The organism is Mesorhizobium sp. 131-2-1, from assembly GCF_016756535.1.
GTDB lineage: Bacteria > Pseudomonadota > Alphaproteobacteria > Rhizobiales > Rhizobiaceae > Mesorhizobium.
Window position 1 is genome coordinate 2,714,768 of record NZ_AP023247.1, and the last position, 12,741, is coordinate 2,727,508.

General features: G+C 64.1%; 10 protein-coding genes. 3 read left to right on the plus strand and 7 right to left on the minus strand.

What is annotated here, in order from left to right:
- Positions 1-260 precede the first annotated feature (260 nt).
- Positions 261-1,181 carry a DMT family transporter gene (locus tag JG743_RS13050; RefSeq protein ID WP_202300741.1) on the minus strand — a complete coding sequence of 307 codons (921 nt, stop codon included), beginning with the start codon at positions 1,179-1,181 and terminating at the stop codon, positions 261-263.
- A 217-nt stretch (positions 1,182-1,398) separates the two neighbouring features.
- Here JG743_RS13050 and JG743_RS13055 point away from each other — a divergent pair, with 217 nt between their 5' ends.
- Positions 1,399-2,619, plus strand: a complete 1,221-nt coding sequence (locus JG743_RS13055; protein WP_202300743.1) for an alanine racemase — start codon at positions 1,399-1,401, stop codon at positions 2,617-2,619.
- Between the two features lie 19 nt (positions 2,620-2,638).
- On the opposite strand, the gene JG743_RS13060 is transcribed toward JG743_RS13055, so the two are convergent.
- The 3 genes from JG743_RS13060 to JG743_RS13070 all read right to left on the minus strand — a co-directional run bounded on the left by JG743_RS13060 (position 2,639) and on the right by JG743_RS13070 (position 5,203).
- Positions 2,639-3,022, minus strand: coding sequence for a hypothetical protein (locus JG743_RS13060; protein ID WP_202300745.1), 384 nt, complete (start codon positions 3,020-3,022; stop codon positions 2,639-2,641).
- Between the two features lie 29 nt (positions 3,023-3,051).
- Complete coding sequence (locus tag JG743_RS13065; protein WP_202300747.1) at positions 3,052-4,230, minus strand: lytic murein transglycosylase; 1,179 nt, start codon at positions 4,228-4,230, stop codon at positions 3,052-3,054.
- Positions 4,231-4,408: 178 nt separating this feature from the next.
- Entirely contained in the window at positions 4,409-5,203 is a 795-nt protein-coding gene (locus JG743_RS13070; RefSeq protein ID WP_202300749.1) for a glycoside hydrolase family 25 protein, read from the minus strand.
- Between the two features lie 220 nt (positions 5,204-5,423).
- Here JG743_RS13070 and JG743_RS13075 point away from each other — a divergent pair, with 220 nt between their 5' ends.
- Both JG743_RS13075 and JG743_RS13080 read left to right on the plus strand, forming a co-directional pair.
- Positions 5,424-6,803: a serine hydrolase domain-containing protein gene (locus tag JG743_RS13075; RefSeq protein ID WP_202300752.1), complete on the plus strand. Its 1,380-nt coding sequence runs from the start codon at positions 5,424-5,426 to the stop codon at positions 6,801-6,803.
- A 21-nt stretch (positions 6,804-6,824) separates the two neighbouring features.
- On the plus strand, positions 6,825-7,145 hold the full coding sequence (locus tag JG743_RS13080) for a hypothetical protein (RefSeq protein WP_202300754.1): 321 nt from the start codon (positions 6,825-6,827) through the stop codon (positions 7,143-7,145).
- Here the strand turns inward: JG743_RS13080 and JG743_RS13085 are convergent.
- From JG743_RS13085 to JG743_RS13095, 3 genes are read right to left on the minus strand one after another with little or no spacing between them, the layout of a single operon-like run.
- Entirely contained in the window at positions 7,132-7,806 is a 675-nt protein-coding gene (locus JG743_RS13085; protein WP_202300755.1) for a class I SAM-dependent methyltransferase, read from the minus strand. The two genes, JG743_RS13080 and JG743_RS13085, sit on opposite strands and share 14 nt — an antisense overlap.
- Complete coding sequence (locus tag JG743_RS13090) at positions 7,806-9,098, minus strand: DUF3419 family protein (RefSeq protein ID WP_202300756.1); 1,293 nt, start codon at positions 9,096-9,098, stop codon at positions 7,806-7,808. The genes JG743_RS13085 and JG743_RS13090 overlap by 1 nt, the downstream gene beginning before the upstream one ends.
- Before the next feature lie 31 nt (positions 9,099-9,129).
- A complete protein-coding gene (locus tag JG743_RS13095) occupies positions 9,130-12,741 on the minus strand; it encodes a hydantoinase B/oxoprolinase family protein (RefSeq protein ID WP_202300757.1) in 3,612 nt (1,203 codons plus the stop codon).

The following is a 12,741-nucleotide window of genomic DNA, read 5'->3' on the forward strand; positions in this document are numbered from 1 at the left end:
AAGCGGAAAATATGCTGCAATGCGACGTGATTGTGGAATTTGCGACCTGGGTGTTACCGTTAGGCATTGAAACTCTTCGGCAAAAGCCGGCTCAAGGCTTGTGAATAAATTGTGGCGGACCTGCGGCGGAAGCGGGGCATGGCAGCGCTACCAAGGTCGACTCGGAATGCCCAACTGCGTCGACACTCGGTTCGGAATGCGCGGTGCGGGAGCCAACCAAACTACCTGGATCGCCCATGCGTCCAACCGAACAACCAGCGTCAGCGTTGGCCGAACAGGCGTCCGTCGATGGTGACGAGGCCCAGACCGATCAATGCCATGCCGCCCATTTCGAACAGTTCGAGCCGCTCGCCAAGGAACAGGAAACCGAGCAGCATGGCGCTGACCGGCACGATCAGCGTGACCAGCGAGGCATTGGTCGCGCCGGCCGAGGCGACAAGGTTGAAATAGAGGATGTAGGCGAAGGCGGTGGAGAGCAGCGCCAGCCCCAGCACCGCCGCCCAGACCGGAGCAGAGGCCGAGAACAGGCCGGCCGGGCCGTAGGTGGCGAGAACGACCGGGATCATGATGATGGTCGAAGCGGTCAATTGTCCGGTGGCGATGACCGGCGAGGGCACGCCCTTGAAGCGGCGGGCAATCATCAGCGCGATGGCGTAGGACAGCGAGGCGCCTATCAGCGCGAATTTCGCCCAGACCGGACCGCCGAGCCCGGCAAGCAGGCCGGGACCGATCATCACCGCCGTCCCGGCGATGCCGAGCGCGATGCCGGCAAGCTTGTTCCAGGATAGTTTTTCGTCTGATGTCAGCGCATTGGCGAGGACCAGGGTCCAGAACGGCGTGGTGGCGTTGAGCACCGAGGCGACACCTGCGCCAAGCTCTGTCTGGCCGGCGAAGATCAGCGAGAAGGGAACAACGTTGTTGGCAAGCGCCAGCAGCAAAAACAGGCCGGCATGCGGGAAGGCGAGGCGGAAGGAAGGGCCGCGCACCGCCAGATAGAGCTGGAGCGCCGCCGCTGCGATGGCGACCCGGAACAGCACCAGCACCAGGGGCGACAGCTCCGAGACGGCGATGCGGGCGAAGAAGAACGAGCCGCCCCAGATCGCACCGAGCAAAAGCAGTTGTCCCCAGTCAGAAAGCGTCATCGGTCCGCGTGTCGCGGCGGCCGTGGCTGTTGTCGCCATGTCGTCATCCTCCGGACCGGCCGACATGAGCGGCCTGCCAAACTCCGTTCAAGTCATATCCGCCTGCACCGCAAGGGCCACCCGAAACCTGACCGATGGCCAAGCGCCTCCGGCAACCGGCGTAACTCAGCAGCGGTAATGGATGGAGACACAGAATTGTTTTCTTTAGCCGCTAGCTTGGATTAATTGTGCACAGCCTAGTTCGAGGGATTCGTCCATGCAGCGATTCGAGAATGCCCGCGAGGCGGCGCTGGCGCTTCGTCCGGACGATCCTGTCTATTGCTTTCGCCCGCAGGTGTTGAAAGCCGACGCCGTGCAGTTCATGGGCATGTTTCCCGGCAAGACCGCCTATGCGGTCAAGACAAATGGCGAGCAGATCGTGCTGAAGGCGCTGGTCGAGGCCGGCGTCACCGCCTTCGACGTGGCTTCGCCCGGCGAGTTCGCAGCCGTGCGCGCCGTCTCGTCCGATGCCGAGATGCTCTACATGCACCCGGTCAAGGCGCAGTCCGATATCAAGCTGGCGCTGGAGAAATATGGCATCCGCGTCATCTCGCTCGACCATGAGGACGAGATCACCAAGCTGACCAGGGTGGTGCGGGCGCTGGACATCGATCCCGGCGCCATCACCGTCTTCGTGCGCATCCAGACGAAAGGGTCGGCGGCCTACGAATTGTCGAAGAAATTCGGCGCCGGTCCGGCCTATGCGGTGGAGTTGGCCGAGCGGCTCAACCGTACCGGCTACAAGGTGGGGCTCTGCTTCCATGTCGGCAGCCAGATCGAGGACCCCGACACCTACGAGCGGGCTCTGGCTTCGGCCGACTGGGTGCGCAACCGGGTGACCTTCGACATTGCCGGGCTCGACGTCGGTGGCGGCTTTCCGGCCGAGTATGGCCATGATCCCAACCGAAAGCTGGTCGAGATGCCGTCGCTCGGCCAGATCATGTCGCGGCTGGCGGGCGACCTGAAGGAATATCAGTTCGATCAGATGCCGCTGGTGGCGGAGCCGGGGCGCGTGATCGTGGCGCGCTGCCTGTCGCTGATCGTGCGCGTGCTGTTGCGCAAGGGCAAGCGGCTCTACATCAATGACGGTATCTGGGCGTCGTTGTCGGATTCATGGACCGGCAAGATCACGCTGCCGGCGCGCTTCATTCCGGATCCGGCGATCCGCTCGCGCAACGGCGAAGAGAAGAACATCGTGCCGTTCAAGGTCTGCGGCGCGACCTGCGATTCGGTCGACATCCTGTCGAGACCGTTCTGGCTGCCGGAAACGGTCGACACCGGCGACTGGATCGAGATCGGCCATATCGGCGCCTACTCACTGTCGCTGCGAACCCGCTTCAACGGCTTCTTCCCCGACACTTTCGTCGAGGTGACGACACCCTTCGACGAGGGCGATGTGCCGCAGGGCTTCGCCAGCCTTGAGACGATGGCGGATTGAAATCCGTTGGAGATGTGGCCTACCAGCCGATCATCCTTACGAAATTGTCGAATTTCTCGATGCCCAGTGGCGCAGGATAGCGTCTGCTGAATTCGGCCGCCTTGAAGGGCTTTGAAAAGTAGGTGAATTCCCACTCACGATCGTCGGGGAGGTAGTCAACGCGCAGGTTCTCGCGATTGAATTCAATGGGATTGTTCACGCTGATGACCAGCGTGTGCATCGAAGTGAAAGCGTAGAACCTGCCCTCTGCATATGCGGAGCGGATGTGGCGAATGAGATCGACCAAAGGCTGTTGATCGAACGATTCTTGGGTGAGTGAGGCGTAGAACACCTCGATGTCACCCCACGGTTTCGGAGGCGCGGTAATCGGCGTGTAGCTGTTCTTTGGGTCGAAGCCGCTCATGCACTGCTTTCACGTGCTCGCGCCAGCGATTACAGTCTCGCCAGAAGCTCCGGCGTCGGCCAGCCGTCTACTGGCAGGCCAAGACGCATCTGCTCCTTGCGGATCGCCTCGCGGGTGTTGGTGCCGAGGATGCCGTCCACCGTGCCGACGTCATAGCCCTTGGCCTCGAGCTTGGTCTGCAGCGCCTTCATCTGGTCGCCGTTGAGGCCGGGCTCGGGGTTGCGCGGATCGAGCTGCGGGGCGCCAGCCAGCCGGGCGGCGAGATTGGCCGCGGTCAGCGCATAGGTGAAGGACTGGTTCCATTCGAGATAAACGTCGAAATTGTCGTAGGTGAGGAAGGCCGGTCCCTTGCGCCCCATGGGCAGCGCCAGCCCGGCCTTGAGGCCGTTGTCGACGATCGGCGTGCCATCCGGGTTGGTGACACCCCAGCCGGCCCATTGCGACAGCGGCAGCTTGTTGGTGCGGCCGGTCTGGTCCCAGGGCATGTCGTCAGGCACGCGGACTTCCTCTATCCAGGGCTGGTCACGCTTCCAGCCGCGCGACAGCACCTTGTTGGCCGTGGTCATGATCACGTCCGGCACGCTGCGGCGCAGGTCGACGATGCCGTCGCCGTCGCCGTCGACGCCGCGTGCAAGGTAGTCGGTCGGCAGGATCTGCGTCTGGCCGATCTCGCCGGCCCAGGCGCCGGTCACGTCGGCCGGCAGCACGCCGCGGTCGATCAGCGTCAGCAGCGGCACGAGCTGAGGCCGGAAGAGCTCGGGGCGGCGGCAGTCGTGGGAGAGCGTCACCAGCGCGCTCAACGTGTGGAAATCGCCCTGGACGGCGCCGAAATCGGTCTCGAGCGCCCAGAAGGCAGCGATGACGGGCGCCTGCACGCCGAATTCCTGGTCGGCGCGGGCGAAGACGTCGGCGTATTTCTTCAGATTGGCCGCGCCTTGTTTCAGCCGGTAGGCCGAGATCATGCGGTTGGAGAATTCGGTGAAGGTCTGGGTGAAGACACCCTGGGCGCGATCGCGCGCCAGAACCTTGTCGTCGAGGCTAGCCTGTTCCAGCGCCTCCAGGCCGACGGCGCCAACGCCGGCCGCCTTGGCTTCCGCTGCCACGCCCTGCTTCCAGGTGTTGAAATCGTCACCGCATTCCTGCGCCGCCGCCGGCCAGGCAAGAACGCCGACAACCAGCGCTGCCAAGATTTCAACACGCAATCGCATCGCTTCCCTTTCGAAACCGGCGCATACCCCGCCGAACCCGAACCGGTTCTGGCCAGGACCATGCGTGATTCAAAACTCAGGAGCGTCCTCGGGCACCCGCCTGGTACGCCGCTCCGGACTGCCAGCAGCTCAATACATCGCCGCTGGTCGTGTCGAAAAGCAGGCAGGAAGGCTTATGTCAACGGGTGTTCTGCCGCAGCCACTTGTTCCAGGCGGCTTCAGAGCCGTTGAAGACGTTGATGTCGGATTTGCCGGTCATGCCCGGAACGATGCCGGTTCCGGTATATTGCCAGAAGGTGAAAGGATGGCTGCCATACTTCTGGCGCGGGTGGCCGGCGACCGAGCGCAGCCAGTAAGGATAGCCGCGGAAGTTGGCCAGACCATTGTCGTCGAAGAAGTCGATCGAAGTGTAGATGATCGGCTTCCGGCCGTAGTGCCTCTCGACCATTTCGAGGAAGGTGGTCATCTCCGCGCGCACGGTGGCCGCGTCGGGCCGCGGCCGGCAGGTCGGCGATTTCGGGTTCCATTCCATGTCGAGCACCGGCGGCATCGCCGAACGGTCTTTCGGGACGTTGGCGATGAACCAGCGCGCCTGCGTGGCGGCGGGCGTGCAGAAATAGAAGAAATGATAGGCCGCGCGCGGGATTCCAGCGGCTCTCGTGCGCGCCCAATGCTCGTTGAAATACTCGTCGAAGCGGTCGCCGCCCTCGGTCGCCTTGATGAAGGCGAAGGAGATGCCGCTCGCCTTGGCCGCCGGCCAGTCCACCGATGTCTGGTATTTCGACACGTCGGTGCCGTGGATGGCGTAGTTCCATGGCGCGCCGCTGTCCCACTCATGCGGCTTGGAATCCTCGAAGCGCGGCGCGCGCACCGCAACCATCGGACTGCTGGAGGACATCACCGGCGTGAGGTCGTCAACGGTCGAGCAGGCGCCAAGCAGCGTCAGCATGATGAGGGCCGCAAGACGGCGCATCGCTACTCCTGAGCCGGGTTCAGCCGGCCGCTGATGGGTCGTTTCGGGTGGCCCCCTGGCCGTCCCCGCCGGACGATCACCCCACAGGACCGTCCGCTCTCTCCGTGATCGCCGATCATGGTTGATATTCGGTTGACGGCGCTCGACAACAGCCGCGATTTTGAGGCAGCAATGGCGGCAAATCGATGGCATAAAGCGGGCGCCACACGCAGGGGGAGAAATGCGGATCCTTGTCAAGACCGTCAAATGGCTGCTCGGCCTGGTCGTGCTGGCGATCGCCGCGCTGGTCGCCTGGCTCTATGTCTCGCCGCCGGAACTGATCCGTGTCGGTTCCGGCTATTCGGCCAAGATCGTCTGCTCGAACGTCTTCATCGCCGGGCGCGACGCCAACGAGGTGCTGGCCGTCGATGTCCAGGCGCCGGGCCATCCGTTGCTCGGGCTGATGAGAGTGTCGGTGGACAGGGAACGCGGCATGGTCTCGGCGGGCCTGTTCGGCGTGCTCGGCAGAAGCGTCGCCGTCGCGCGCGACGGGCTGGGCTGCGCTTCGGTACCGGACGGCAACACCGGCAAGGCGCGGCAGACGGCGATCTATGCCGAGCCGGCCGCGGCCAGACAGGATGCGTTGTGGCCGGAGGGCGAACGCGTTGACGCCTCGCAAAACCCCGAGATCGCGAAGATCGTCGATGACGCGGCCATGGCCGGCACCGGCATGCGGGCGGTGGTGGTGGTGAAGAATGGCCATATCGTCGCCGAGCGCTATGGCGACGGCTTTTCCGCAAGGACGCCGCTGCTCGGCTGGTCGATGACCAAGACGGTCAATGCCGCGATCGTGGGCACGCTGGTCAGGGACGGCAAGATGGCGATCGACAACAAGGGCCTGTTCACGCCCTGGAAGGCGGACGGCCGCGCCGCCATCAGCCTTGCCGACCTGATGGCGATGTCGAGCGGGCTGGAGTTCAACGAGGATTATGGCGACGTCGCCGACGTGACGCGCTTGCTCTATCTCGAGCCCGACATGGCGGGTTTCGCCGAAGCCAAGCCGCTGACTGGCGAGGTCGGCAAGGTTTTCTCCTATTCGAGCGGCACGGCGGTGATGCTGTCGCGGTTGTGGCAGGACGCGATCGGCGACAAGGCCAAGGCGCTGACCTGGCCGCGGACGGCACTGTTCGAGCCGCTCGGCATGCACAGCGCCGTGCTCGAAACCGACGAGCAGGGCACCTTTGTCGGCTCGTCCTATCTCTATGCCACGGCGCATGACTGGGCGCGCTTCGGTCAGTTCCTGCTGCAGGGCGGGGTCTGGAACGGCAATCAGGTCCTGCCCGCCGGCTTCGTCGACTGGATGCGGCAGCCGGCGGCGGCCTCGAAGGTCTATGGCAAGGGCCAGCTATGGATCGAAGGGCCGGGCGATGAGGAAAACCCCGGCGCCGGCGTAGCGGCGGGACTGCCCAAGGACACCTACTGGATGGAAGGCCATGACGGACAGACGGTCGCCATCATTTCCTCCGAGCAGCTGGTGGTGGTGCGGCTGGGGCTCACGCCAGCCAAGCTCGGCTATCGCCCGCAGACCATGGTGGGTGCGCTGGTGAAGGCGCTCAAATAGCTTGCCGAGGAGAGACCAAGGTTGGGCGTTTTAAGTGTCGGCGATGATCTGCCTGTATGGGGTGGCGGTAGGCGAATAATCTATTCGATCATCGAGTACGCGATCGGTACGATCGGTGAGAGACCTTACCTAACCACACTCAAGGAGAGCTTCGACCACGGTTACAATCATGCCGACCTGGGCGCATTGACCCGATATGAGTTAAGCGAATTTCGGAACGCTGCGGCAAGCTACGCGCGAAACATTCAATGGAAGCGTGAAGGATTCAAAGACTGCGAAGAGCTGATGCAGGAACTTCTAGACCTCGTCGATGCACGGCTGACACAACTCACGACGCATTGACGGACTTTCCGATGACGCCGAGCCACGCATAGCCGCGATAAAGCGTGCGGAAACGGAAGGTTGCGCCGGTTCGTCGAGATTCTGATTCCAGAACCTCGCGCAGCGATTGGCGCGGCTTGACGTGGAACTTCCTCAGCCAGCCGCGCAGCAGCGCCCGGAACCAGCGCGGCAGGCCTTCCTGCTGGCCGAAATCGACGACATGCAACGAGCCGCCTGGCGCAAGCGCGGCGAGCGCCGCCGAAACCGTCTTTTCCCAGCCCGGGATCATCGACAGCGAATAGGACACGAACACGCGGTCGAAACGCGCGACACCAAACAGTGCGCCGGCGTCGAAATCGGTGGCGTCGCCACGCGCCAGCGTGACGCGGCCGGACAGGTTTTCACGGGTGATGGCGGCTGCCGCCGTCTCCAGCATTTCCGCCGAAATATCGAGGCCGAAGAAGCGCGCGTCGGGATAGCGGCGGGCGGCGAGGATGATGTTGCGGCCGGTGCCGCAGCCGAGTTCCAGAACAGTGCCGCCTAGCGGCACGTCCAGCCCCAATATCAGCCGGTCGCGGCCGAGCAGATAATATTTGCGGGTGAGGTCATAGATGTGACGCTGCCAGCGATAGACACCGTCCATCAGCTCGGCATGGCTGGCCGGCAGCTCGGTGGTGCTCATCAGCGCTTCACATAGAGGTGGAAGCCGCCATAGATGGCCGAACGGTCGCGCGCCGAGAAGTCGCGCGAGGCCTCGTCCTCGTAGCTCCACTGGTCAAGCAGCGAATTGGAGACGCGGCCCGGCAGCAGGCTGGGCTCGGCCGCGGTGCGGAAAATGACGCGGGCGCCGACAGATGCGGTGCGGGTGATTTCCGCCCAGAGCGCGTTGAGCTGGTCGTCGGTCATCCAGTCCTGCGCGTCGAGCAGGATGAAGCGGTCGACGGAGCCCGCATCCTTTGCGGCGAGGAAATCGATCAGGTTGGTGTGGTTGATGGCGACGCGGTCGATATTGTCGCGGATCACCTTGTAGTTGCGCTTTTCGAGATAGGCGGGGAGCGCGGCTTCGCCGGGCTCGGGATAGCGGCGGGCAAAGGCCTGCCAGGCGAAATAGTTGGTATTCAGCGGAAAATCGCAGGCGAGCTTTTCCAGACGAGCCTTCAGCACGCTGGCCATCGTGCCGTCGCCCGACGTGATCAGCGAATCGTACTGCGCCGGCGGAATGCCAAGGCCGAACAGCGAAGCCTTGCGCGACGTCGCCCATTTCAGCAGCGGCTTTTCGAAAACCGGCGACAGCTCCTCGTTGAAGAAGCGGCGCTGCTCGCCGATGTTGCTGGCCTGCATGATGCCGGCAGGGTCGACGCCGAAGAATTTGCCGACGCGGTGGCCCATGGCGATGAACAGGCCGAGCAGGCCGGTCTGGTAGAAATTGCGGTCGAAGACCTCGATGCGCCGGCGGCCGCGCCAGTTCCGGCGCTCCCAGTAGTGGCGGCTGACCGGATCGAGATGCGGCGCGATGAAGCGGTCGTAGGCTTCCGAATTGTGGCTGGTGTCGGCGGCGCCGAAGAAGCGGAACAGGTCGCCCTGCGAGGGCAGGCGGCGCACCGCCTCGAGCTTCATGCGGTTCAGCGCGATATGGGCTGCGTTGAGGTCGACGGCGTCGATCCGTTCCGGCGAGCGCGTCAGGTAGGCGAGGATGTTGCAGCCGCCCGATGCGATGGTGACGATGCGGTGGCCGGCGCCAAGCTGCATGGCCTCCATGTCGACATCGGGGTCTTCCCAGATCTGCGGATAGACGAGGCCGGAAAACAGGAAGGCGAAGAGCCGCTCCGACATGCCGGCCTTCGACAGCGGGCGGTTCTGGTAGACAGCTTTTCCAACTTCCTTGCCGCGGCGAAAAACCAGATCTCCGGAAACGTCCGTCATGGCAAGGTGATTCCCCGTTTGTGTTGGCGCAAGCGGGTAGCGCAGGGTCATGACAGGCTGGTGACAGCCTGTTGACGCCAGATCAGGCCTTGCCAAACCCTCCCGGCGTCGGCGTCGTCAGGATGACGGCTTCGCCGGCGTCGAGCACGGTCTGGTCGCAGGCCTTCAGCAACTCGACGGCGCCATTGTTGCGGCGGACCTTGGTGGAGCCCGCCTCGCCATCGCCGCCGCCGTCCAGACCCTGCGGCGGCCGGTTGCGATGCGAGGACAGGATCGCGCATTCCATCTTTTCGAGGAAACGGATGGTGCGCCTTGTGCCGTCGCCGGCGCTCCATTTGCCCTTGCCGCCCGAGCCTTCGCGGATGTGGAAGTCCTCGAGCAGCACGGGGAAGCGCAGTTCCAGCACTTCCGGGTCGGTGAGGCGGGAATTGGTCATGTGGGTGTGGACGCCGGAGGTGCCGGCAAAGCCGCGGCCGGAATTCATCCGGCCGGCCGGCGAGCCCGAGCAGATCGTCTCGTAATACTGGTATTGCTTGTTGCCGAAGGTGAGATTGTTCATCGTTCCCTGCGCATTGGCCATCGCGCCCATGGCGCCGAACAAAGCGTTGGTGACATGCTGCGAGGTCTCGACATTGCCGGCGACGACGGCGGCCGGATAGGACGGTTTCAGCATGCAGCCGTCGGGGATGACGATGTTGATCGGCCTGAGACAGCCGGCATTCATCGGGATCATGTCCTCGACCATGACGCGGAAGGCATAGAGCACGGCGGCGCGGGCGACGGGTTCCGGCGCGTTGAAATTGTTCTTCTCGACCTTCGAGGTTCCGGTGAAGTCGACCGTTGCCTCGCGCTTTTGCCGATCGACGGAAATCCTGACCCTGATCACCTGGCCGGTGTCGGTGGGATATTCATAGTCGGAGGTGTCGGGCAGCCGTTCCAGCACGCGCCGCACGCTTTCGGCGGCATTGTCCTGGACATGGCCCATATAGGCCTCGACGACATCGAGGCCGAAATGCGCGACCATCTTGCGCAATTCGGCAACGCCCTTCTCGTTGGCGGCAATCTGCGCCTTGAGGTCGGCGACGTTCTGGTGCGGATTGCGGGCCGGGTAGGGGTGGTCGGTCAGCAGCGTCTCCAGTTCCTTCTCGCGGAAGCGGCCGCGATCGACGATGCGGAAATTGTCGAACAGAACGCCTTCCTCGTCGACCGTGGTGGCGAGCGGCGTCATGGAGCCGGGCGCGGTGCCGCCGACATCGGCGTGGTGGCCGCGCGAAGCCGCCCAGAACAGGATTTCCTTGCGCGCATCGTCGAACACCGGCGTCACCACGGTGATGTCGGGCAGGTGCGTGCCGCCATTGTAGGGCGCGTTCAAGGCGAAGACGTCGCCCGGATGGATGTCGCCTGAGTTCAGGCGGATGATGGTCTCGACCGAGCGGTCCATCGAGCCGAGATGCACCGGCATGTGCGGCGCATTGGCGACCAGCGCGCCATGGCGGTCGAAGACGGCACAGGAGAAATCCAGCCGTTCCTTGATGTTGACCGAATAGGCGGTGTTCTGCAGCGTCACGCCCATCTGCTCGGCGATCGACATGAAGAGGTTGTTGAAGACCTCCAGCATGACCGGATCGGCTTCGGTGCCGAGCGCTGCCTGGCGGCGCTTCTTCTCGGTGCGCCGCAACAGCACATGGTTCCTGGCGGTGATCTCGGCCTGCCAGCCCGGCTCGACGACGATGGTCTGGTTCGGCTCGATGACCAAAGCGGGGCCAGCGACCCTGTTGCCGGGCTTGAGCGCTTCGCGCCGGAAGATGCCGGCTTCGCGCCATTCGCCTTCGGTGAAGATTTTGCGCGTCCTGGAAGGGCCTGCGGCAAGATCTTCGGTTTCCGATTCACTTTCGTCGCGGCCGCCGCCGCCGGTGTCGGTGCCTTCGACACCGACGGTCTCGACGATCATCGGCTTGTCGTCATAGACGAAGCCGAACTGCGCCTTGTGAGCGGCTTCGAAATCGCGCCTGGCCTGGAAGATCGAGCCGTCGGCGAAATTCACCGGCAGCGCGGTATCGGTGCCGTCATAGCGGATCTGCAGGAGAGGCCTGGAGGCGACGGCGCCCTCGGCGATGCCTTGTACAGCGAGTTCGGCGATGACGGCTTTCTTCAACGTCGCGATGAGCGCGTCGATCGCCGTCCTGGACTCTTCGGCGAGCGGCTTGAGCAGCGCCTGCTGGCGCGAGGCGAACACCGACGACAGGCCGATGCCATAGGCCGAAAGCAGGCCGGAGAAGGGATGGATCAGCACAGCTTCCATACCGAGCGCATCGGCGACCAGGCAGGCATGCTGGCCACCGGCGCCACCGAAGCAGTTCAGGAGATATTCGGTGACGTCATAGCCGCGCTGCACCGAGATCTTCTTGATGGCGTTGGCCATGTTCTCGACGGCGATGGTGACGAAGCCTTCGGCGACCGCCTCAGGCGAGCGGCCATCGCCGATCTCGGCGGCCAGCGCGGTGAATTTCTCGCGCACAGTCGTTATGTCGAGCGGTTCGTTCTGGCCCGGTCCAAAAATCGCCGGGAAGAAGTCGGGCTGCAGCTTGCCGAGCATGACATTGGCGTCGGTGACGGCGAGCGGGCCGCCGCGCCGGTAAGCCGCCGGGCCGGGATTGGCGCCGGCGGAATCGGGACCGGCGCGGAAGCGGCCGGCCTCATAGTGCAGGATCGAGCCGCCACCGGCGGCAACGGTGTGGATGCGCATCATCGGCGCGCGGATGCGCACGCCGGCGACCTCGGTGTCGAAGGCGCGCTCGTATTCGCCGTCATAGTGAGCGACATCGGTTGAGGTGCCGCCCATGTCGAAGCCGATGACCTTGCCGAAGCCGGCGAGCTTCGCCGTCTCGACCATGCCGACGACGCCGCCGGCGGGGCCGGACAAAAGCGCGTCCTTGCCCTGGAACATGTCGGCGGCGGTCAGCCCGCCCGACGACATCATGAACATAAGGCGGGGGCCGGCGCCCAGTTCTCCTGCCACCCTTTGCACATAGCGCGACAGGATCGGCGACAGATAGGCATCGACCACGGTGGTGTCGCCACGGCCGACCAGCTTGATCAGCGGCGAGACCTCGTGGCTGACCGAGACCTGGCCGAAGCCGAGCTTGCGGCAGACTTTCGCCACAGCCTTCTCGTGGTCGGGATATTTCCAGGCATGCATGAAGACGATGGCGACCGCATCGATGCCATCGGCTTTGGCCTGTTCGATCGCAGGGCGGCAGGCGGCGATATCGAGCAGGCGTTCGACGCGACCATCGGCGCGCACGCGCTCGTTGATCTCGATGACTCGCTCGTAGAGCTGTTCCGGAAGAATGATCTCCTTGGCGAAAATGTCCGGGCGCGCCTGATAGGCGATGCGAAGCGCGTCGCGGAAACCCTTGCTGATGAGGAGGAGCACACGGTCGCCCTTGCGCTCGAGCAGCGCATTGGTGGCGACGGTGGTACCCATCTTGATGTCGCCGATCAGCCCGGGCGGAATGGCGGCGCCGGATTTCAGGTCAAGCAGCTCGCGAATGCCCTGGATGGCTGCATCCGCATAGGCTTCGGGATTTTCTGACAGCAGCTTGCGGGGATGCAGCCGGCCTTGCGGGTCGCGGCCGATGACGTCGGTGAAAGTGCCGCCGCGGTCGATCCAGAAGTCCCATTTTTCGGTCAT